This window comes from Actinoallomurus vinaceus, assembly GCF_039542055.1.
Taxonomy (GTDB): domain Bacteria; phylum Actinomycetota; class Actinomycetes; order Streptosporangiales; family Streptosporangiaceae; genus Actinoallomurus; species Actinoallomurus vinaceus.
On the sequence record NZ_BAABHK010000029.1, the window covers coordinates 17,185 to 38,255 of the forward strand.

Genomic DNA, 21,071 nt, shown 5'->3' on the forward strand with positions numbered 1-21,071 from the left:
TTCGCCTTTTGTGCCGAAAGCGATAAGCGCGGGATGAACCGGACAAGACTGCATAATCGGCGGAACGATCCAACGATTCGGTCCGCTGAGAAGGGGATCCATGAGCAGCCACGTCGTCATCGCGCCCGACAAGTTCAAGGGGTCGCTGACCGCTCCCGAAGTGGCCGCGCACGTCGCAGCCGGGCTGCGGCGCGTCCATCCGGAGATCCGCCTGACGGCCCTGCCGGTCGCGGACGGCGGTGACGGCACGGTGGACGCCGCCGTGGCCGCCGGATTCACCCGGCGGCAGGCCGTCGTCAGCGGGCCGACCGGTGAGCCCGTGACGGCGTCGTACGCCGTGCGCGACGAGACGGCCGTCGTCGAGCTGGCCGAGGCGTCCGGACTACGGGTGCTCCCCGGCGGTGTCCGCACGCCGCTCACCGCGTCCAGCCGTGGCACGGGCGAACTCATCGCCGCGGCGGTGGCGGACGGCGCACGGCGCGTCGTGCTCGGTCTCGGGGGGAGCGCCTGCACCGACGGCGGCGCGGGCATGGTCGCCGCCCTCGGCGTCCGCCTTCTCGACTCGCACGGCCGGGACCTGCCTCCCGGCGGCGCGGCACTGCGCGACCTGGACGCCGTCGACACCTCCGCCCTCGCCGACCGCCTGCGCGGGGCCACCGTCGTCGTGGCGAGCGACGTGGACAGCCCGCTGCTCGGGCACGACGGCGCGGCCCGGGTGTTCGCGCCGCAGAAGGGCGCCGACCCGGACCAGGTCGAGATCCTCGAGGCGGGGCTGGCCCGCCTCGACGCGATCGTCCGCCGGGACCTCGGCATGGTGGTGGCCGGGCACCTCGGGGCGGGGGCGGCCGGCGGGGTCGGGTTCGGCGCGCTGGCGTTCCTGTCCGCCCGGATCGAGCCGGGCATCGCCTACCTGCTGGACCTGCTCGGGTTCGCCGCGCACCTCGAAGGCGCGCGCCTCGTCGTCACCGGTGAGGGCTCCCTGGACGCCCAGAGCCTGCGCGGCAAGGCGCCGGTCGGCGTGGCGCGGGCGGCCGGGCGGGCCGGGGTGCCGGTCGTCGCCGTGTCCGGGCGGCGGGCGCTGACCGACGAGGAGCTCCGCGACGCGGGGTTCGCCGGTTCGTACGCGCTGACGGACCTCGAACCGGACCCGGCCCGGTGCATGGCGGAGGCGGGCTCGCTGCTCGAACGGCTCGCCGAGGAGATCGCCCGCACCCGCCTCAGTGAGCCGCTCAGCCCACATGCGACCTCGTGAGCCTTTGACGTCGGCGAGCGGCTCAGGTGGGCTGCTCGTGAGCCGTCCGACGCCGACGCGGTTCAGGTGCGCCGGTCGGTCGTCCGCGGCTGACGCTCTGAGCGAGCCGACGTCTGCGAGCAGATCGGGGGAGCGGCTCAGTCCGCCGGCTTGAGCGAGCCGACGCCGGCGAGCAGGCGCCCTCGGGTCTCCGGGCCGTCGGCGCGCCACTTCGCGACGTGCACGAGACCCGGCTCGACCAGGTCGAACCCGGCGAACAGCCGCTCGATCTCCGCACGGGAGCGGATCACGGCCGGGGCGCTGGCCTTGGCGTAGGCGTTCTCGATGCGCTCGCGCTGCTCCGGGGTGAGCCCCTCGTACGTGCCGGTCGACAGCGCCACGAAGCTGCCGGGCGGCAGGGCCTCCCGCAGCGTGGCCATCACGGCCTCGCCCTCCGGGACGAAGTGCAGGACGGCGATGGCGAGCAGTCCCACCGGCCGGTCGAAGTCGAGCAGCCGCTTGACGGCCGGATCGCCGAGGATCTCGCTCGGGCGGCGGACGTCGGCCTGCACGGTGGCGATCCGGTCGTCGGTGGCGCGGAACGCCTGGTTGTGCGCGAAGACGATCGGGTCGTTGTCGACGTAGACGACCCGTGCGGCCGGCTGGACCTCTCGCGCCACCTCGTGCACGTTCGGTGAGGTCGGGATGCCGGTTCCGAGGTCGAGGAACTGCTCGATCCCCTGGTCGGCGAGGAAGCGCACCGCGCGGACGAGGAAGTCGCGGTTGGCCCGTACGAGCCTGCGTTGTTCGGGGTGGGCGGCGATGACCTTCTCGGCCGCCTCACGGTCGGCGGCGAAGTTGTCCTTGCCGCCCAGCCAGTAGTCGTACATGCGGGCGGGGGACGGGGTGTGGACGTCGATGACGTCGGGGATCCGTTCCTCCATGATCGGTAAGCCTATGTGCCGAGCCGACAACCAGTCATGAGCCAGGTAAGACATGGCCACCTTGGGCCATGGGCGTAAAAGCCGCTGTGAGTAGTGAAATACCCGGATCATTCAGGACATCGACGACGACCGCGTCACACGGGCTCCCTGGTGAGGGCGGCGACGAGGGCCGGGAGGCTGCCGGTCGCGCGGGCGATCGTGAGGTGGTCGTGATAGTCGCGCGTCTCGACGACCAGGCCGTCGCGAACCCGCAGCACCTGGATGTTGGCCGCCGTGAGCACCTCGTCGCCCGCCGGGATGTCGTAGTCGAACTCCGCGATGACGACCTCCGGATCCGCGGTCTCGTGCACCACCACGTTGCGGACGCCGAACCTCAGGCCCATCCGGTCCGCCCCCGCGAAGCGCGCCCGGAGGGTCTCCCGGCCCCGGATGACGGTCGGCGCCGAGGGCCCGTCGGCGGGCGCCGGAGGCGCGAACGGCTGATGGACCACGGCTTCCTCGGCGTACAGGTCGGCCAGGTCGTTCCACCGTCCTTCCGCGATGCCACGGTTCAGGCGCTCGAAGACGGCGCGCGGCGTGAGCTGTTCGGGCATGCGAGACTCCTGCGAGATCGTACGGGAATAAGCGGAGTGACATCTCCGTTAAGGATTATCCGGAGTTTCTACTCCGATTGTCAATGAGGAGGGATCCGATGACGCCACCGAAGCGGGCGCCCGGACCGGGCGGCGGCCGGCCGCTGCGCGCGGACGCGCTCCGCAACCGCGCCCGGATCCTGGAGGCCGCCGAGGCCGTCTTCGCCGCCCACGGCACCTCCGTGTCCACCGAGGAGGTGGCCCGGCAGGCGGGCGTCGGCATCGGCACCGTGTTCCGCCACTTCCCGACCAAGGAGGCCCTGCTCGAAGCGGTCTTCGTCGCCCGGCTCGACCGGCTCGCCGCCGAGGCCGACGCGCTCATGGGCGCGGAGGACCCGGGCGAGGCGTTCTTCGCCTTCTTCACCCAGGTCGTCGGCCACGCCGCGACCAAGAACGCCTTCACCGCCGCACTGGCCGAGGCGGGCGTCGACGTCCGCGCGACCACGGCCGAGACAGGGGGCGAGCTGAAACGCGCGCTCGGCGCGCTGCTTCGCCGCGCCCAGGACGCCGGTGCCGTACGGCACGACATCGGCCTCCCTGAGGTCCTGGCCCTCCTCGTCGGCGCGTCAGGGGCGGCCGAGCGCGTCGCCGGTGACGCCGCGGTACGGGAGCGCACCCTCGGTGTCGTCCTCGACGGCCTGCGCGCGCCCCGCGAGTAGGGCGCGGAGGGGGCGCCCGCCGTCAGGGCTTGAGGGCCAGCTCGGCGAGGTGGCGGGCGATGCCGTTGACGTCGGTGTCCTGGACGTTGCTGAGTGCGACGACGGCGATGTCGTCGTCGGGCAGGTAGACGTTGCTGGCGTGGTACCCCTCCAGCAGGCCGGGGTGGTAGAGGTACCGGTGCCCGTTCAGCCGGTCGACGAGCCAGCCGAAGGCGTAGCCGCTGGAGGGCGAGTCGAGGCAGCCGCCGGACGGGCAGTCGGCCTGGGAGGTGAAGGCCAGCTTCACCGTCGCCGGCGGGGCGACCAGGTTCGCGCCGAACGACCGGTCCCAGCGGGCCAGGTCGTCGGCCGTGGTGTAGACGCCGCCCGCGGCGTTGGCCTGCGACCCGTTGATGTGGCCCGCCGGCTTGCCGACCGTGAGGTAGCCCTTGGCCCAGCCGTCCGGCGGGTCGGTCTCGCTGTAGCCGGTGTGCTGGAGTTGTAGCGGGGCCGTGATCTGTTGCTGGAGCACCTCGCCGTACGACCTGCCGGTCACCTTCTCGATGATCGCTCCGGCGAGGATGTAGCCCGAGTTGCTGTACTTCCAGCCCGTGCCGGGCTTGAAATCCAGCGGCTTGTTCACGAACCGGCTGATGATCTCCTTGGTCGTGGTCGGCTGGTCGAGCTTCGTGAAGAAGTCCGGCATCTCGGATATATCCGGGATTCCGGAGGTGTGGACGAGGATCTCGCGCACCGTGATCGGGCGCCACGCCGCCGGGCAGGACTTGATGTAGGTCGGGACCAGGTACGGGCAGACCTTGTCGTCGAGCTTCACCTTGCCCTGATCCTGCAGCTTCAGCACGAGCATGGCGGTGAACTGCTTGCTCACCGAGGCGATCCGGAAGATCGTGTCCGGGCGGTTCGGGGTGTTCTTGGCCTCGTCGGCCTTGCCCGCGGCGAAGCGGGCCAGTACCTGACCATGCCGGACCACCTCGGCCACGCCCGTGAATTTGCCCTTCTTCGCGAGGCCCTGAAGGTAGGCGTTCATCGCGGCCGCGGTGGGGTCGCCGGCGGGCACGGGCGACGTGGCGAGGGGGTTCGGGGTCGGGCTCGGCGCTGCCGAGGTCGCGGACGGGACACCGGCCGCGCTCGGCGGGTGAGCCGCACCTCCGCCGGAGTCGCTGCTGCACGCGGTCGCCGCCGCGAGGACGAGGGCCAGGGCGGCGCCGGATCCGGCCACGTGTAGACGTGCCATGGTCACTCCACGGCCTGTCGGTCGCACTTGTCGAACCTGCCAATGATCGCCAGGGGCATGGGAACCCCTGAAGGCTATCCGCAGCCGAGGGCAAGATCGCCCAACCCGCGTGCCGACGAATGAGCCTTGATTACCCAGGGTAGTGCTCGGTGCAGCACGGCCGTTTTCGGGGGGACCTTATGCGAGCTGTCACGGTGTCCGATTTCGGGGCGGAGCCGGAGCTGACCGACCAGCCGGTGCCCGAGCCGGGCCAGGACGAGGTACTCGTCCGGATGACCGCGGCCGGGCTGAACCCGTTCGACTGGAAGGTCATCGACGGCGCCGTCCCGGACGCGGTGTTCCCGCTGGTCGTCGGCACCGACGGGGCGGGCACCATCGAGCGGGCGGGGCCGGGCGTCACCGCCTTCCAGGCCGGCGACCCGGTGTTCGGGCAGTTCGGCGATCCACGGCGCGGCCGCGGATCGTACGCCGAACGGGCCGTCGCCCGCGTCGGCGCCCTCGCGCCTCCGCCACGGACGATCGCGTTGAGCGAGGCGGCGGCCGTGCCGACCGCCGGGACGACGGCGCTGAACCTCGTCGACCGGATCGGCGACGCGCACCGGCTCCTGATCACCGGGGCGACGGGAGGCGTGGGCACGTTCGCCACGCAGCTGGCCGCCGCGCGCGGGATCACGGTCGTCGCCACCGCGTCCGCCGACAAGGCCGACCTGATGCGGGCGCTGGGCGCGGCCGAGATCGTCGACTACCAGGCCGGTCCCGTCGCCGACCAGCTGACCTCGCAGGTCGACGCCGTGATCGACCTGGTCAGCGACACCGAAGGACTGCGCCGGCTGCTGCCGGCCGTCCGTCCCGGCGGCACGGTGCTCAGCCCGGTCTTCGCGGTCCCGGAGGAGGGCTTTCCCGCGGTGAACGCGGCCAACTTCCTCAACGAGGCGGGCACCGACCGGCTGGAACGCCTCGCCCAGGAGATCGACGCCGGCCACGTCCGCGTGCTCATCGGCGACACCGTGACCCTGCCCCAGTCGCCCGCCGCCCTCGCCCAGAGCAGGACCGGCCGCGCCCGCGGCAAGACCGTCATCGTCATCTGACCCGCCCGCGCGCCGACGCGCGCTGGGCGGTCGCCGGTACCCGGCTCGGCCGCGTACCGGCCGGCGTTCCACGACGACGCGCGTCCGGTGCGGGCCGCTGAGTGGGGCGACCGTCCGGGTCCGACGCGCACCGTGCGGTCGGATGCGCCGTGCCCGCCCGGCAGACTGGGCGCATGCGTGCGAGCCGCCTGGTCTCCCTCCTCCTGCTGCTGCAGTCGCGGGGCCGCATGACCGCCCAGGAACTGGCCGACGAGCTGGAGGTGTCCCTGCGCACCATCTACCGCGACGTCGAGTCCCTGTCGGCGGCGGGCGTGCCGGTGTACGCCGACCGCGGCCCGGCGGGCGGATACCGCCTGCTGGACGGCTACCGCACCCGTCTGACGGGGCTGACCACGGAGGAAGCCGAGTCGCTGTTCCTCACCGGCCTGCCCGGGCCCGCCGCCGAGCTCGGCCTCGGTACGGTCCTCGCGGCGGCCGAGCTGAAGCTCATGGCGGCGCTGCCCCCGCAGCTGGCCGAGCGCGCGGCACGGATCCGCGAGCGTTTCCACCTTGACGCGCCCGGGTGGTTCCACGGCGAAGAGCCCACGCCGTACCTCAACACGGTCGCCGACGCCGTGTGGAAACAGCGCCGGCTGCACATGCGCTACCGCCGCTGGAAGACGCCCACGGACATCACCCGCACCGTCGACCCGCTCGGCCTGGTTCTGAAGGCGGGCAACTGGTACCTCATCGGCCGGTCGGACGGCGACGAACGCACCTACCGCGTCGACCGGATCCTCGGGCTGCAGATGATTGAGGAGGAGTTCGAGCGGCCAGTGGACTTCGACCTCGCCGAGTTCTGGCGGTCCTACCTCGAGCGGTTCCGCAGCGGGATGTTCAGCGGTGAGGCGGTGGTCCGGTTCTCCCCGGACGGGATGCGGGCCCTTCGCCACCTGCTCACGCCGGAGGTGATCCGCGCGGCCCAGCGGAACGCCGGGCCGCCGGACGAGGACGGCTGGGTGCGCACCGTCATCCCCATCGAATCCATACGCCACGCCCACACCGAGCTGCTGAAGTTCGGCGCCGATGCCGAGGTCCTGGAGCCCCGGGAGCTGCGCGACCGCATCGTCGGGTCGGCGCACGCCATCCTCGCCCGCTACGGCGCCTGACGCGCCCGTGCAGACGGCTACGGCGACCGACGCGTCGGTGCACGACGGAAATGGCGACTGATGCGCGTGCGTACGAGGGTTACAGCGTCTGGCGCGCTTGTGTGCGAGGACTACGGCGACCGGCGCGCCGGCGCGCCGGTGTGCGATTCGGCTGAGAACTCCAGATCGCTCCCGCGCAGCCGCGGCTTCCCGTGGGGGCCGCCGCACCGCGCAGGCGAGGTCGAACGCGAGCTCCTTCGGAGGCGACCCGGCCAGGGCGCCGAGCACGGTCCTGGCCAGCGCGTGCGCCACGAGGTAGCGGTCCCGGTCCGCCCGGCGCAGGAACCGCGACCGGCGCTCCCGTTCGTCCGGGCCGAGCACGGCCGTCAGTGGTTCGGCGGCCGCGGACCGCGGCGCCCACCAGACGTGACACGTCCCGCCGGGGAGGTCCATGCCCTCGATGATCGCAGGGCCGGGCTCGCCCGGCGGGACGATCGTGGATCAGACCCCTTCGCCCGGCCGCCGGAAGGTGCGGGTGTCGTCGTTGGCGGGACCGCCGGCGACCCTGCGGTCCGACGGCTCGGCCGGCGGCACGGTGTGCTCGACCGGCCGGGGCGCCGCCTGCTCGACCGGTCGGGGCGCCGCCTGCTCGGGCGGTCGGGGCGCCGCCTGCTCAGGCGGGGTCACGGGCACCCTGCCCGTACGGCGGGGGAACGGCTGCGTCGCGTGGATCGGGTCGGGCCGGTCCTCGGGCACCGGCCGACGCTCCTCGACGGTCGGCGCCTCCTCGACGTACGCCTCGCGCTCGGCGAGACGGGCGTCCTTGACCCCGACGACCGCGAGGCGGCCCAGCGCCACCGCGGCGAAGAACACGGCCACCACGCCCAGTCCGGTCAGCAGCGCGATCTGCTCGACGACCTGCCGGGTCGTCCCGCCGACGGGCGGGCCGAGCCGGTCGGCGGCGGACCACAGCATGCTGAGCGGGCCACCGACCACGTACCAGGCGCCGCCGAGCGCGGCGATCCACGCCCCGGCGGCCGCCGTGGCCCGGTTGGCGCTGACCAGCAGGATCAGACCGCCGACCAGCAGCGCGCAGGCCGGCAGGATCTCCAGCCAGACACGCCCGGACGTGAACGACCACGCCTTGTCCGGCGCGAACGCGAAGTGGAAGTACGGACCGGCCAGTGCGGCCAGGCCGCCCCACAGGCCGAGCAGCACGAGGATCACACCGCTGAAGGCACCCCTGCTGCGAGGTACTCGAAGCATCCCGGTCATGGAAAATCAGCTCCTGAACTCTCGGGCGCCTACGGGTTACCCGGCAAGAAACCTTTCAAGCGCGTCCGTCGCCCGCGCTTTGCGGGGATGTGAGCCGGTATAACGTGCGGAGTCGTCGTCACGATGGGGGGACCGGTGACAGAGGAAGTCGGGGCCGTCCGACACGACCACGACCACGACCGTGAACTGCTGCGGCGGTACGAGCCGGTTCTCGCCTACACCCGGGGCGAGCGGTTCTTTCCCGTCGACGCCGAGGACTACATCGGCTGCTGCAGCCTGTGGCAGGGCGAGCAACGCCTCGTCGAGGCGGGCGAGCTCACGGCCGAACGCCTGGTCGCCGAGGCCGCCGAACGCCCGGACACCGGGCTGTCGCTGCTGCTCGTTCAGCGGCCCTTCGACCGGCGTGAGGTCCGCGCCCACCGCGCCCGCGCCAAGCCGCCCATCGCCCGCTCGGGCCGCCTGGCCGCCGTCGGCCTCATCGGGCGGGTCTTCGACGTGCTGCTGCGCGCCTCGCTGTTCCTGCGCGGCTCGGTGCCGGGCGGGGTCGCGGCGGCAGCCGCGGACCTGGGCGAACGCCACCTGAGCCGCGACGGGGCGACCTACTACGGCCGGGTCGTCCGTGAGGGCGGCTACATCGTGCTGCAGTACTGGTTCCTGTACGCGATGAACGACTGGCGGACGACGTTCGCCGGCGTCAACGACCACGAGGGCGACTGGGAGTCGGTCACCGTCTACCTCGCCGAGACGGAGGACGGCCCGCGGCCCGCCTGGGTCGCGGTCTCCGCGCACGACGAACGCGGCGACGACCTGCGCCGCCGCTGGGACGACCCCGACCTGCGGAAGGAAGGCGATCACCCGGTCGTCTTCGTCGGGGCGGGCTCGCATTCCGGCGCGTTCCTCCCCGGCCAGTACCTCGTCACCGTGAACCCGGCACGCCTCCGGCGCTACGTCCGCTGGGTGCAGCGGCTGATGGCACTGGCGTTCCCCTGGTCACGGGAGAAGCCGCACTACGGGGTCGGCATCCCCTTCATCGACTACGCGCTCGGCGACGGGGAGCGGATCGGCCCCGGCCGGGCCCGTACATGGCGGGCGGTGCCCATCTCCGACGAGACGCCGTGGGTCCGGGGGTTCCGCGGGCTGTGGGGGCGGGACACCCGGGACTGGGTCGGCGGTGAGCGAGCTCCGGCCGGGCCGCGGTACGAGCGCGACGGGCGCGTCCGGCCCCTGTGGGCCGACCCGTTGGGCTGGGCGGGGCTGCAGAAGATCCCGCCGACCCCCGAGGAGGAGCGACGGGACCTGCGGGCGCGCATCGCCGCCCTGGACGAGGAGATCAAGGCGGCCGACGTCGAGATCGAGCAGAGCCGTGAGGAACTGCGGCGGCTCCGTACGACGGCGCTGTCCCTGGCCGGGCACCGCAACACCCGCAACCTCGCCCGCCGGCGGGCGGCCGAGGTGGTCAAGGCCGAGGCCGCCCTGGGCCTGCTCGTCCGCGACCGTACCGAGCTGGCGGAGGAGCGCAGCGCCCACGAGGCGACGCTGGCCCGCCCGCCGGCGCCGGAGGCCGCGCAGGCGCACCTGCGCGAACCCCACCTGCCGTACACGCCGTTCCGCGGGCCGCGCACGAGACTCCTGCACGCGTGGGCGGCTCTCAGCACCCCGCTGTTCCTGCTGGCGCTCGTCGGCGTCTTCGTCATCCCGCACGAGCCCGTCACGATCCTCCTCACCGCCGTCGTGATGTTCTTCGTCACGATGGAGGCGTGGGTCAAGCGAAAGCTGCTCGCCTTCGCGACGGGCCTGCTCATGCTGGCCGGCGGCCTGACCGTCGCCGTGGGCCTGGGGCTGGCGGTGATCTACGGCGGCCGGTACGTCCTGCTGGCGCCCTTGGTCGTCGTCGCGGGGGTGCTGCTCGTGGTCAATCTCCGCGAGCTGTTCCACCGCTGAGGAACGCCTCGTCGAGCTGCTCGGTCAGTGGCCGGGCCGTCGACCGGTTGTCGAGGACGGTGTGCGGCACGACCGGTGGCTCGTCGGCCCGCACGGCGGCGAGGAACCGTTCGAACCGCTCCAGCTTGCCCGTGTCCCGGCCGAGCCCCCGGCTCAGCAGCCGCGCGCGGAGCGTCTCGGCGTCGGAGCGCACCCACACGAGGTGGACGGGCGGCCCGCCCAGCTCCTCGACCCAGGCCCGCCAGCGCCCGGCGTCGTGGACCTGTCCGGTGAACGGGCCGCTCAGCAGCACCGGGCAGCCGTGCGAGCGGATCTCCCGGGCCGTCGCCGTCATCCCGGCGTACTCGTGTCCCTTGATGTGCTCGTCGTACCAGGGCCCCTCGCGCTCGCCGTCCGAACGCCCGGAAGCCCGCAGCGTCGCCGCGACGAACGACCCGAACATCGTGTCCTTGTCCAGCAGAGCGGGCACCGGCCGCAGCCGCTCGAGCAGCAGCCGCGCCACCGTCGACTTCCCGCTCGCGGGCGGACCCGCCACGATCCACAGCTCCGCCGGTCGTGCCACATCGCGCATGCCCCCGATCATGCCTGGGCGGGCGCAGGGCGCCTACGTTGCCCGGGGTGTTCCCTCTGAGGCGGGGGTGCCGGCCGAGGCGGCGGCGTGGCAGGCGCCCCTGCCGTCGGCGCGGGCGACGACCCGGCCACGCTCGACGCGGACGGCGGTCTCGGTGGCGTCGCCCACGGCGGGGACGCCCGCCGCCGCGGCGATGACGCCCGTGGGGTCGTGTACGACCCGCAGGCCCGGCCACGCCGACGGCGGGAACGCCCGGCGGAGGTAACCGGACAGGTCGGCGACGACCAGCCGGGCCAGCGGCGCGAGCTCGCCGGGGTCGCCCGTGACCACCACGGCGGTGACCTCGGCGCCTGGGGGAGCGGCCCGTACGGCCTCCTCGGCGGCCTCGAGCCGGTGCAGGCCGAGGACCGCGATCACGCCGTCGCGGGCGAGCCGGACCGGCTCGCCGCGCACCGCGTCCACCGCGTCCGGGGGGTCCCAGGGGGCGTCGGCGGGCCGTGCCGGGGGGACGGGCGGCACCGGCGGCCATCCGCCGCCCAGGTCGAGGTCCGCGAGGCCTTCGCAGACGGTGACGAGGTCGAAGGGCTCGAGCAGGCCGGGCGCGGCGGCGGTCATCTGGCTCGCGCCGTGGAGGATCGTGAGGGCGGCCTCCGCGACCCGTACGAGCCGGGCGGGCGGTGCGCCGGGTGGGCGCAGCCGCTCCAGGGCCAGCCCCAGCAGGATCGCGTCGAGCCTCATCAGCTGCGCGAACGGCTCGCGGACCGTGTCGTCCGCGAGGACCTCCGGCAGCAGGTCGAGGCCGATGCGCCTCCGGTCCGCGTCGTCGGTGGCGAGGGGGAGCCGGGCGATCCAGGCCCGGGCGAGCGCGCCGAGCGCCTCGCGCGGGGTGCTGGCCGTCGCCGGGGCGGGTGGGGCGCCACGCTGTTCGGCGTCCTCGGCGAGGACGGAGAAGTACAGGGCCCGCTTGCCGGGAAAGTTGGAGTAGACCGCGCCCCGGGTCAGCCCGGCGCGCTCGGCGATGTGGTCGACCTTGGCGTCGCGGTAGCCGCGCTCGGCGAACTCCTCGCGCGCGGCGACCAGCACCTGGGCGCGGTTGCGCTCCTGGGCCTGCGCCCTCGTGAGCCGCACCATCGTTCCCCCGGTCGCCGGATTGCCGTACGTGGCGGTAGAAGATACCGTCGCCATCCAGATGATGAGATCATATGGTCTGGTCATCCGAAGCAGTCGCGGACCCTGAGGAGACGTTGCGAATGTCGCGCACCGGTGCGGGCGCGGACCCGCTGAAGTGCACCTTCTGCGGGAAAGGAGAGCGCCAGGTCCGTAGGCTCATCGCGGGCCCGGCCGGGGTGTACATCTGCGACGAGTGCGTCGCCATCTGCAACGACCTCATCGCGGACGACGACGGGGACGCCCGCGGTCCGGTCCGCAGGCAGCCGAGGCCCCGTGAGATCCACGCCTTCCTCGACCAGTACGTCGTGGGCCAGGAATCCGCCAAGAAGACCCTCGCCGTGGCCGTCCACAACCACTACAAGCGCCTCGGCGCGCGGACCGGGCGCCGGAAGGCCCGCGAGGAGACGGTCGAGCTCGGCAAGTCCAACGTGCTGCTCATCGGGCCGACCGGCTCCGGCAAGACCCACCTGGCGCAGACGCTCGCGCGGACCCTCGACGTGCCGTTCGCCGTCGCCGACGCCACCGCGCTCACCGAGGCCGGCTACGTGGGGGAGGACGTCGAGAACATCCTCCTCGCGCTGCTGCGCGCCGCCGACGGCGACGTCCGGCGGGCGGAGACCGGGATCGTCTACATCGACGAGATCGACAAGCTCGCCCGCAAGGCCGAGAACCCGTCGATCACCCGGGACGTCTCGGGGGAGGGCGTCCAGCAGGCGCTGCTGAAGATCCTCGAAGGCGCCGTCGCGAACGTCCCGCCGGAAGGCGGCCGCAAGCATCCGCACCAGGAGTTCATCCAGATCGACACCACGGACGTGCTGTTCATCTGCGGCGGCGCGTTCGCCGGCCTCGAGCGGATCGTCGAACGGCGGATCGGGCGCAGGGGCGCCGGGTTCGGCGCCGCGCTCCGCGCCGACGACGGCGTGGACGGCCTCTTCGCCCGGGTGACGCCCGGGGACCTGCGGGAGTTCGGGCTGATCCCGGAGTTCGTCGGCCGGCTCCCGGTGGTCTCGAGCGTCGAGCCCCTGGACCGGGCGGCCCTGACCCGCATCCTCACCGAGCCCCGCAACGCGCTGATCAAGCAGTACCGGAAGCTCTTCGCGATGGACGGGGTCGAGCTGGAGTTCACCGACGACGCCGTCGGCGCGGTCGCCGACCAAGCCCTGCTGCGCCGCACCGGCGCGCGGGCGCTCCGCGCGATCCTCGAAGAGGTCCTCCAGGGCGTCATGTACGACGTGCCGGGCCGGGACGACGTCGCAAAGGTCGTGGTCACCGGCGAGACCGTCCTGCGGAACGTCAATCCGACTCTGGTACCGCGCGAGCGCCCGTACGGCGGCGAGGAGCGCCCCGAGAAGTCGGCCTGAGGGTCCCGGAAAGCACCACGACCCGCGCCACGCGGCCTTGTGGTGCATTCGCATGACGGTACGCCGGACAGACACACGTACCTTCGGCGAGCGAATCTTGCTCTTGTCTCCGGCGGCCTCGGACGGCCGTCACAGATCGACGGGAGCGGCATTCAATGTCGGCAATCGCATCCCCTCGCCGGTGGATCACGGCACTCATGGTCATGGCGCTCGCTCTGGTGGGTCTCGGACTCGCCACGGCACGGCCCGCCCACGCCCTCGGCAAGGGCCGCGCCTGCATGTTCAACGCCACGGAAGGCGCCAACGGGCTGGGCCACGTCGGATGGGCGTTCCGCGTCGGCCCGGCGGACGACTGGATCTACGGTGCCACCGAGAGCGCCAGCTGGAACTGGCAGCGGGAGAGCAACTACGCGACCATGCTGGCCACGTTCCGCACCACGAACGGAAGGGGCTACTACGACCACTTCCGGTGCAAGGACACGACCAACAGCTCGGTGACCGCGGCCAAGAACAAGGTGAACCAGGTCTACAGCCGGCCGTACAACGTCGTCAACGACAACTGCCTGACGCGATCCGTCGAGATCTTCAAGGCGTACGACAGCAGCTTCAACAACCTCGGCAACGGCATCGGAAACGGGCCGAACTGGTACTACGACAACCAGCTGATCGGATTCGGGGGCCGGATCTACCTCTGACCCGGACCGACGCGCCGCCCCGTTCCGCCGTCACCGGTGGACGGGGCGGTGGCGTGCAGCCGAAGCTCGACGTAGGTGCCGTCCCCGGGGCCGGACTCCACGGTCCCGCTCCCTCCCGCCTCTGCCATCCTCGCCTTGATCGACTCACGAACCCCGGTGCCGGCCGCCGACGCGTCCGCGATGAACCCCCGACCGTGATCGAGCACCGTGACGATGTACTCGCCATCGGTCAGCTCCGCCCGCACCACCGCCCGGTCGACCGCCGCGTGCTTCTGCACGTTGGTCAGGGCCTCACGTGCTGCTCCGACGATCGCTTCGACCGTCGCCACGGACGGCGGCGGCAGTCCCCGTGCCGCCGTACGGAGCTGCTCGCTGTGGAGCTCCACCCGCAGCCCGGCAAGGGTCTTCTCCTCGGCCAGCAGCCGAAGGGCCTCTTCGAGGTCGTCGCAGGGTTCGGCCTCGCCGTCCCGGACGAAGGCGCGCAGCCAGCCGGTCTCGGCGACCAGTCGATCGCGCAGGACGCCGTCGAGTTTGCGATCGTCCCGCACGAGGGTCTCGAGGGTCTGGAGGATCCGGTCGTGGAGGAGCCTCGCCTGCCGAGCCCGCTCCTGTTCCCGGGCGCGCCTGCTCTCCTCGTGGGCGAGCCGCATGCTCAGCCGATCCAGGTTCCGGCCGTCGCGGCGGAGCGTGTGGGCGACGATGGCGGCGATCGCGATGTTGCAGACATAGGTGAGGGAGTTCGGGATGACGTTCCACACCGGGTCGCCCAGCTCCGTCAGCGCGGAACCGATGTAGCCGCCCATGAGCACGCCGGTCCCGCAGGCCAGCGAGAGGCCCGGGCGCATCCCCAACCCGATTCCCACGCCCGCGAGGAGCGAGTAGGGATACATGAAGTAGCCCCAGCTGTGGGCGTCCTGGCGCCGGGCCAGCACCGCGCCCACGAACAGGCCGGCCACACACAGACAGACGTCCAATGCGATGAGCGTGGCGGGAGGGACACGATGTCGTCGTACGGCGAGCGCGACGAGGCCCAGACTCTCGGCGGTGATCACGGCCGCGAGTGACACCACCGCCAGTGAATGCGGCTGACGAGTCCCGGCGGTCACCACCGCGACCCCGATCTGCAACAGACCGCCCAGCCGGAACAGGACGAACGCGCGCATGAGGACGCGTTCGGCGTGTTCTGCTCCCGCCCCGGACGACGGGTGCCCGGCGTCCGCTCGGCTCACTGGGTGTCCGGGCGCGGCTCTGCGGCATCGGCTCGGCGCAGGGCGGCCCGCGTGAGATCCGCCTTGTTCCCGACCTGGAGTTTGGTGCGGATCCGCTCCACATAGGTGTCGATGGTCGACTTGCGGACGTGCATGCGGGTGGCGATCTGGGCGTGGGTGAAGCCCCGGGCGATGTACGACAGCGTCTCCTCTTCCCGATCGGACAGGCGAGGAACGGCCTCGATCGTCGCCGCCGAGGCGGCCAGCTCCGCCTGGAGCAGATCGGCCAGCTCGGCGGCCAGGAAGAAACCCCCGGCCGCCACTGTCATGACCGCCGAGCGGAACAGCTCGGGCGAGGACGACTTCGTCAGGTACCCGGCGGCGCCGGCGCGGATGGCACCGATCACGTCGGCCCGCCGCGCGGACGCCGACATCACCAGCACGGGCAACCGCTCCGCGAATTCGCTGATGGCCGAGATCGAAGGCCGGCCGCCGTCCAGGTAGAGGTCGGCCACCAACAGGCCGATGCGAGGGTCGTCCCCTAACGCGGCACGAGCCTCGTCGAGTGAGGCGACGGACACGGCGACGTCGCAGTCGGGGAGGGCGGCGAGCATCGACTTGAGCCCGTGGCGGGCGACCGGGTGATCATCGAGAACCGCGATATGGAGCACGCGCCCACCCCGTCCGTCGCCGTTGCACCGCGTCGATTATCGCCTCTCGGCGAAGGGAGAGGCCAGCCGGTTACAGCCGGCGGCCGTGGACGGCGGCCTCCTCCTCCAGGGACCGCCGGACGGCGTCGGTCAGCGGCTCGTACCGCGGCTCCCGGCCGGGCCGCCACCAGACCTCGCCGCCGCGCCATCCCGCCCGGCGCAGCGGCCCCTTGTCGACCTTGTTGGTGGCGGTGAGCGGCATGGCGGGCACGATCCGCACGAACCTCGGCGCCCACTTGGTGCCCAGGTCCGCCCGGCCCGCCAGGAACTCCGCGAACGCCTCCGGCGCGAACGGGCCGTCCAGCTCCAGGGCGGCCATCACCTGGTCGCCCGTACGCGGATCGGGCACCGGGTACACCGCGCACATCACCACGGGCTGCCAGCGGGACAGGACGCGCTCGACCGGCGCGGCCGCGAAGTTCTCGCCGTCCACGCGGAGCCGGTCGCCGCCCCGGCCCGCGAAGTAGAAGAAACCGTCGGCGTCGCGGTAGCCGAGATCGCCGCTCCAGTACACGCCGTCGCGAAGCCGCTCGGCGTCGGCGGCGGGGTTGCGGTAGTAGCCCTCGAAGACGACGCCACGCGCGACGATCTCCCCGATGGCCTCGTCTCCGTTGAGCAGTTCGCCGTCCGGGCCGAAGCGCGCCGGAGGGCACTCCTCACCGGTCGCCGGGTCGGCGACGGCGACGTCCGCACCGACAGGCGGCAGGCCCAGCGCGTCCGGCGGGCTGTCCGGGGTCTTGCGGATGGAGATCGCGCCCTCGCTCGACCCGTACGACTCGATCAGCCGGCAGCCGAACCGCCCGGCGAAGTCCGCCATGTCCCGGGCGGACGCCTCCGTCCCGAACGCCACCTCCAGCGGGTTGTCGGCGTCATCGTCGCGGCGGGGCGTGGCGAGGATGTACGCGAGCGCGCGGCCGACGTAGTTGAAGTACGTGACGCCGTAGCGCCGGACGTCGGGCAGGAACCCGGACGCCGAGAACCTGCGGCGCAGCGCGACGGCCGCTCCGGCGCTGGTCGCCATCGCGAGGTTCGCCATGACCGCGTTGCCGTGGAACAGCGGCATGGCGGCGTAGGTGACCGAGTCCGCGGTGATGCCGAAGGCGGGGGCCTGCCGGGCGATCGCGGCGAGGCGGCCCTGACCGCAGACGACCGCCTTGGGAGCGCCGGTCGACCCGGACGTGAACAGCAGGAGGAGGGGGTCGCGGGGGTGCGGCTCGACCGCCGGGACCGGCTCCGCCGAGGCGAGCAGGCCGGTGTGGCCCGGGTCGTCGACGCGCAGCACGCGTCCGGGCGGCACGCCGGTGTCGAGCCCGTCGAGCAGCGGGGCGTGCGCGGTGTCGGTGACGATGACCTGGCAGTCGGTGTGCCGGATGTCGTGGGCCAGTTCCGGGCCTCGGCGCGTCGGGTTGATGCCCACGACCACCGAGCCGGACAGCGCCGCTCCGCCGATCCAGAACACGTGGTCGGGGACGTTGTCCAGCAGCACGCCGATGTGCGGAGGCCGTCCCGCGGTCAGGAGGCGCCGGGCGAGCGCGGCGCGGTGCCGGGACTCCCGTACGACGTCGGCCCACGTGTGACGCTCATGCTCGAACAGCAGGCCGGTCCCGCCGTCGCCGGCGCGGTCCAGCAGCGCGCGCGCGAACGTCTCCATCGAGACGTGTCTACCAAGCGATTGCTTCGAGTGGCAAGAGTGACCTTGATCGCGTCCGGAACCGGCCGTTCCCCGGAATATCGCAGGTCAGCCCGGCATTCAGGCTATAGGTCGTCAATTTGACGATATCCCACTGAAATGGGCAGGATTGCGGGCATGGACAGCTACCTCGTGACGCGCAGGCACATCGACCTGCTCCGTGTCACGTCCATGAGCTGTCGGCCGTGCTCCGGCCGCCCCGTCATGCGCTGACGGGGCGCTTTTACGGGTCTGAACACATCTTGAGATGACCGTCGGCGTCCCCTGACGCCGACGTCTCTTCGCCGATACCGCGCCATGCCGTCGCATCGGCGCGGGCACTCACGCGCTTAACCCCTGGAGGAGAACTCCCATGCGTCCGTTGCGAGCCTTCGCGGCCACCGCCGTCACCGTCATCGCCGCCAGCGCCATGACGGCGTGCGGCGGAAGCAGCCCGAAGGCGTCCGCCGACAACCCGTACAAGCTGCTCCAGCCGGGCGTCCTCCGCACGGCCACCCTGACCGACGCGCCGCCGAACGTCTTCCTGAAGAACGGGAAGTTCACCGGCTTCGACAACGACCTGCTGACCGCGGTCGCCGCCAAGATCGGACTGAAGGTGCAGTTCGCGGGCACCGACTTCTCGGCCCTGCTGTCGCAGGTGGCGAACCACAAGTACGACGCCGGCAGCTCGTCGATCACCATCACCGACGCCCGCAAGAAGACCGTGGCCTTCACCAACGGCTACGACTTCGGCTACTTCGGCCTCGACGTGCCGGCCGGCTCGCAGATCAAGAGCTTCGACCAGCTCAAGGGCAAGCGCGTCGTCGTCGTCCAGGGAACGGTCCAAGACGACTACGCCACCAAGCAGGGCCTCAACCCCGTCCGCGTGCCCGACTACAACGGCGCGCTCAACCAGCTGAAGTCCAAGACCGCCGACGCCTGGGTCGCCCCGGCCGAGATCGGCGAGAAGACCGCCAAGGACAGCGGCGGCAAGGTCGTCGTCGCCGCGAAGCAGCTCAGCTCGCAGCCCACCGCGTTCGCCGTCGCCAAGGACAACCCCAAGCTGGTCGAGGCGCTGAACAAGGGCCTCGACGAGGTCATCAAGGACGGCACCTGGAGCAAGCTGCAGGAGCAGTACTACCCCGGCCGTCCGGTGCCGAAGGAGTTCAAGCCCGGCAGCGGCACGGTGACCTTCCCGCCGGTCCAGGTCTCGGGGGCGCCGGCCGCGTCCCCGTCGTCCTGACCGATCGATCGAGACGGACGCGCGCGGGCTGATGGGAGAAGGTAGATGGACCAGCTGACGACCTTGTGGGACACCTTCTTCAACTGGCAATCGATGCGGCAGGCCCTGCCCGACATGCTCAAGACGGGCCTGCCGAACACCCTGATCCTGTCGATCATCTCCGCGTTGATCGGCACGCTGCTCGGGATGCTGCTGGCGATGGCCGGCATCTCCCGGCATCGCTGGCTGCGCTGGCCCGCGCGCGTCTACACCGACATCTTCCGCGGCCTGCCGGCCGTGGTCACGATCCTGCTGATCGGGGTCGGCCTGTCGCAGATCGGGATGAAGGTGTGGGGGCCCAACCCGTACCCGCTGGGCATCCTCGCCCTGTCGCTCATCGCGACCGCCTACATCGGGGAGATCTTCCGCTCGGGCATCCAGAGCGTCGACCCCGGGCAGCTCGAGGGGTCCCGGGCGCTCGGCTTCTCCTACTCGGCCGCCATGCTGCTGGTGATCATCCCGCAGGGCGTACGGCGGGTGCTGCCCGCCTGGGTGAACCAGCTGATCGCGCTGATCAAGGACTCCAGCCTCGTGTACTTCCTCGGCCTGGCGGCCGGCCAGCGGGAGCTGTTCCGGATCGGGCAGGACGCCGCCGCGAACACCGGCAACGAGTCGGCGCTGCTGCTGGCCGGCATCTTCTACCTGATCCTCACCGTGCCGCTGACCCACTTCGTGAACTTCGTCGACCACCGGCTGCGCCAGGGCCGCCGTACGAGGACCGGGCCGCCGGACGCGGACGAGCCGCTGATAGTGGCCGGCGAGACGCCGCTTCCCGCGACGAGCGAGGGAACGAAATGACCGAAGAGCAGCGTGAGTCGGTACAGGAGGAGACCTTCTCCTCGGTCAGCCTGGCCACCCGCGACATCCACCTGGCGTTCGGGCACAACCGGGTGCTGCGCGGCGTCGACCTCGACGTCGGCAAGGGCAAGACCGCCTGCGTCATCGGCCCGTCCGGCTCGGGCAAGTCGACCTTCCTGCGGACCATCAACCGGCTGATCGAACCCGACAAGGGCGACATCCTCCTCGACGGCGAAAGCGTCCTGGACCGCGACCCCGACCGGCTGCGGCAGCAGGTCGGCATGGTGTTCCAGCAGTTCAACCTGTTCCCGCACATGAACGTCCTGCGCAACCTCATGCTGCCGCTGCGCCGGATCCGCAAACTGTCCGCCGACGAGGCCGAGCAGGCCGCCCGCCACCACCTGGAGCTCGTCGGGCTGGCCGACAAGGCCGGCTCCCGGCCCGGTCACCTGTCCGGCGGGCAGCAGCAGCGCGTGGCGATCGCCCGCGCCCTCGCCATGCGGCCGCAGGTCATGCTGTTCGACGAGGCCACCTCGGCCCTCGACCCCGAGCTGGTCAAGGGCGTCCTGAGCCTGATGGCCGACCTGTCCAAGCAGGGCATGACCATGGTCGTCGTCACGCACGAGATGGGCTTCGCCCGCGAGGCCTCCGACACCGTGATCTTCCTCGACCAGGGCGTCGCCGTCGAGTCCGGCCCACCCGAGAAGCTCTTCGACTCCCCGGACAGCCCGAGGCTCCGCCAGTTCCTGTCCGACGTGCTCTAAGGGATTTGTCCCGTTATTGACGCAGCAGACGCGTTGCAAGCAGCCGCTGTGGTCATGTGGGAATGTTCCGCATGGACGCCAAGATCGTACGTCGTGGACCTCAAGGCGGATCGTGTTGTCGGCGCGCTGCCGGGCCTCGACGGTGAAGGTCCCGCCGGGCCTGCCGGTACGGGTGTGCTCCCACGCGTTGGTCGTCAGTTCGCTGGCGACGAGGGTCACGTCCGGCGCGCTGGGATGCCCGCCGAGGTGCGCGCGGAGGAATCGGCGGACCTCCCCGATCTGGTCGGGGTGTCCGCGGAAGACGCGCCGGTAGATGCAGGTGCCTGGTTCTTCCGGAAGCGTAGGGGTTGTCATGGCATGTCCCGCCTCTGCTTACGCAGCTCACAGGGGTCGTCACGCTGAGCTAGTACTTAAAGTACGGGTACAGTACTTCGAGTACAACCGCCGTCGTGTACGCGCACCGCACAATTAGTACGCACGTGGGTGAACAGGCGGCCGGCGAGGTCGACTCCCGTCACCGTGCCGTGCTCGGCGCGGGTGAAGAAGCCGCGCTGTCCTTTCAGGCCGCCCTCGGTGACGATGTACTCGTCGCCGTCGCCGTCGCCGTCGCCGTCGCCGTCGCCCTGCAGCAGGCCGATGGCGGTCGGTTGAACAAAGTGCAAGTGATTTCTTGAACTAAGTGCAAGCGGGTGAAGGACGCGTGCGGGACCGC

The 21,071-nt window shown here is 71.8% G+C and carries 20 protein-coding genes and 1 pseudogene; 11 read left to right on the forward strand and 10 right to left on the reverse strand.

The features are described from left to right. Positions 1-100: 100 nt before the first annotated feature. Positions 101-1,252: a glycerate kinase gene (locus tag ABEA24_RS50580; RefSeq protein ID WP_345443310.1), complete on the forward strand. Its 1,152-nt coding sequence runs from the start codon at positions 101-103 to the stop codon at positions 1,250-1,252. A gap of 137 nt (positions 1,253-1,389) precedes the next feature. Here ABEA24_RS50580 and ABEA24_RS50585 read toward each other — a convergent pair whose 3' ends face one another. Together ABEA24_RS50585 and ABEA24_RS50590 are read right to left on the reverse strand one after the other, a co-directional pair. Beyond that, a complete protein-coding gene (locus ABEA24_RS50585) occupies positions 1,390-2,175 on the reverse strand; it encodes an SAM-dependent methyltransferase (protein WP_345443312.1) in 786 nt (261 codons plus the stop codon). 134 nt (positions 2,176-2,309) lie between these two features. Then, positions 2,310-2,768, reverse strand: a complete 459-nt coding sequence (locus ABEA24_RS50590) for a nuclear transport factor 2 family protein (RefSeq protein WP_345443314.1) — start codon at positions 2,766-2,768, stop codon at positions 2,310-2,312. Between the two features lie 98 nt (positions 2,769-2,866). Here ABEA24_RS50590 and ABEA24_RS50595 point away from each other — a divergent pair, with 98 nt between their 5' ends. Further along, positions 2,867-3,466: a TetR/AcrR family transcriptional regulator gene (locus tag ABEA24_RS50595; protein ID WP_345443317.1), complete on the forward strand. Its 600-nt coding sequence runs from the start codon at positions 2,867-2,869 to the stop codon at positions 3,464-3,466. A 22-nt stretch (positions 3,467-3,488) separates the two neighbouring features. On the opposite strand, the gene ABEA24_RS50600 is transcribed toward ABEA24_RS50595, so the two are convergent. After that, a complete protein-coding gene (locus tag ABEA24_RS50600; RefSeq protein ID WP_345443320.1) occupies positions 3,489-4,700 on the reverse strand; it encodes a serine hydrolase domain-containing protein in 1,212 nt (403 codons plus the stop codon). A gap of 179 nt (positions 4,701-4,879) precedes the next feature. On the opposite strand from ABEA24_RS50600, the gene ABEA24_RS50605 reads away from it, so the two are divergent. After that, entirely contained in the window at positions 4,880-5,788 is a 909-nt protein-coding gene (locus ABEA24_RS50605; RefSeq protein ID WP_345443323.1) for an NADP-dependent oxidoreductase, read from the forward strand. Between the two features lie 173 nt (positions 5,789-5,961). Then, entirely contained in the window at positions 5,962-6,936 is a 975-nt protein-coding gene (locus ABEA24_RS50610) for a helix-turn-helix transcriptional regulator (RefSeq protein WP_345443326.1), read from the forward strand. Between the two features lie 480 nt (positions 6,937-7,416). Here the strand turns inward: ABEA24_RS50610 and ABEA24_RS50615 are convergent, their stop codons facing one another. After that, positions 7,417-8,181 carry a hypothetical protein gene (locus ABEA24_RS50615; protein ID WP_345443328.1) on the reverse strand — a complete coding sequence of 255 codons (765 nt, stop codon included), beginning with the start codon at positions 8,179-8,181 and terminating at the stop codon, positions 7,417-7,419. A 144-nt stretch (positions 8,182-8,325) separates the two neighbouring features. Between ABEA24_RS50615 and ABEA24_RS50620 the strand changes: the two genes are divergently transcribed. Continuing rightward, the gene (locus ABEA24_RS50620; RefSeq protein ID WP_345443331.1) at positions 8,326-10,131 is read left to right on the forward strand and encodes a hypothetical protein; all 1,806 of its coding nucleotides are present in this window, start codon (positions 8,326-8,328) and stop codon (positions 10,129-10,131) included. Here the strand turns inward: ABEA24_RS50620 and ABEA24_RS50625 are convergent. Beyond that, on the reverse strand, positions 10,103-10,702 hold the full coding sequence (locus tag ABEA24_RS50625; RefSeq protein WP_345443334.1) for a P-loop nucleotide/nucleoside kinase family protein: 600 nt from the start codon (positions 10,700-10,702) through the stop codon (positions 10,103-10,105). The genes ABEA24_RS50620 and ABEA24_RS50625 overlap by 29 nt on opposite strands. A 33-nt stretch (positions 10,703-10,735) precedes the next feature. Next, positions 10,736-11,833, reverse strand: coding sequence for a TetR family transcriptional regulator (locus tag ABEA24_RS50630; protein ID WP_345443491.1), 1,098 nt, complete (start codon positions 11,831-11,833; stop codon positions 10,736-10,738). A 119-nt stretch (positions 11,834-11,952) separates the two neighbouring features. Here ABEA24_RS50630 and clpX point away from each other — a divergent pair, with 119 nt between their 5' ends. Both clpX and ABEA24_RS50640 read left to right on the forward strand, forming a co-directional pair. Beyond that, entirely contained in the window at positions 11,953-13,233 is a 1,281-nt protein-coding gene (gene clpX / locus ABEA24_RS50635; RefSeq protein WP_345443337.1) for an ATP-dependent Clp protease ATP-binding subunit ClpX, read from the forward strand. A 155-nt stretch (positions 13,234-13,388) separates the two neighbouring features. Then, a complete protein-coding gene (locus ABEA24_RS50640; protein WP_345443340.1) occupies positions 13,389-13,928 on the forward strand; it encodes a hypothetical protein in 540 nt (179 codons plus the stop codon). Here the strand turns inward: ABEA24_RS50640 and ABEA24_RS50645 are convergent. From ABEA24_RS50645 to ABEA24_RS50655, 3 genes are all read right to left on the reverse strand, one after another. Further along, the gene (locus ABEA24_RS50645) at positions 13,919-15,157 is read right to left on the reverse strand and encodes a sensor histidine kinase (RefSeq protein WP_345443343.1); all 1,239 of its coding nucleotides are present in this window, start codon (positions 15,155-15,157) and stop codon (positions 13,919-13,921) included. The two genes, ABEA24_RS50640 and ABEA24_RS50645, sit on opposite strands and share 10 nt — an antisense overlap. Then, positions 15,154-15,807 (reverse strand): LuxR C-terminal-related transcriptional regulator, encoded by a 654-nt coding sequence (locus ABEA24_RS50650; RefSeq protein WP_345443346.1) that lies wholly within the window; start codon positions 15,805-15,807, stop codon positions 15,154-15,156. Before ABEA24_RS50650 ends, ABEA24_RS50645 begins: the two co-directional genes overlap by 4 nt. 70 nt (positions 15,808-15,877) lie before the next feature. Beyond that, positions 15,878-17,497 carry an AMP-binding protein gene (locus ABEA24_RS50655; RefSeq protein WP_345443349.1) on the reverse strand — a complete coding sequence of 540 codons (1,620 nt, stop codon included), beginning with the start codon at positions 17,495-17,497 and terminating at the stop codon, positions 15,878-15,880. 391 nt (positions 17,498-17,888) lie between these two features. Here ABEA24_RS50655 and ABEA24_RS50660 point away from each other — a divergent pair, with 391 nt between their 5' ends. The 3 genes from ABEA24_RS50660 to ABEA24_RS50670 are packed head-to-tail and all read left to right on the forward strand — an operon-like array spanning position 17,889 to position 20,359. Continuing rightward, positions 17,889-18,758 carry an ABC transporter substrate-binding protein gene (locus tag ABEA24_RS50660; RefSeq protein WP_345443352.1) on the forward strand — a complete coding sequence of 290 codons (870 nt, stop codon included), beginning with the start codon at positions 17,889-17,891 and terminating at the stop codon, positions 18,756-18,758. Positions 18,759-18,803: 45 nt separating this feature from the next. Beyond that, positions 18,804-19,595: an amino acid ABC transporter permease gene (locus ABEA24_RS50665; RefSeq protein WP_345443355.1), complete on the forward strand. Its 792-nt coding sequence runs from the start codon at positions 18,804-18,806 to the stop codon at positions 19,593-19,595. Then, complete coding sequence (locus ABEA24_RS50670) at positions 19,592-20,359, forward strand: amino acid ABC transporter ATP-binding protein (RefSeq protein WP_345443358.1); 768 nt, start codon at positions 19,592-19,594, stop codon at positions 20,357-20,359. Before ABEA24_RS50665 ends, ABEA24_RS50670 begins: the two co-directional genes overlap by 4 nt. Before the next feature lie 90 nt (positions 20,360-20,449). Here ABEA24_RS50670 and ABEA24_RS53950 read toward each other — a convergent pair. After that, a pseudogene (locus tag ABEA24_RS53950) lies at positions 20,450-20,713 on the reverse strand (ATP-binding protein); the annotation flags it as partial. Between the two features lie 125 nt (positions 20,714-20,838). Between ABEA24_RS53950 and ABEA24_RS50675 the strand changes: the two are divergent. Next, positions 20,839-21,033 (forward strand): hypothetical protein, encoded by a 195-nt coding sequence (locus ABEA24_RS50675; RefSeq protein ID WP_345443361.1) that lies wholly within the window; start codon positions 20,839-20,841, stop codon positions 21,031-21,033. Positions 21,034-21,071: the final 38 nt, after the last annotated feature.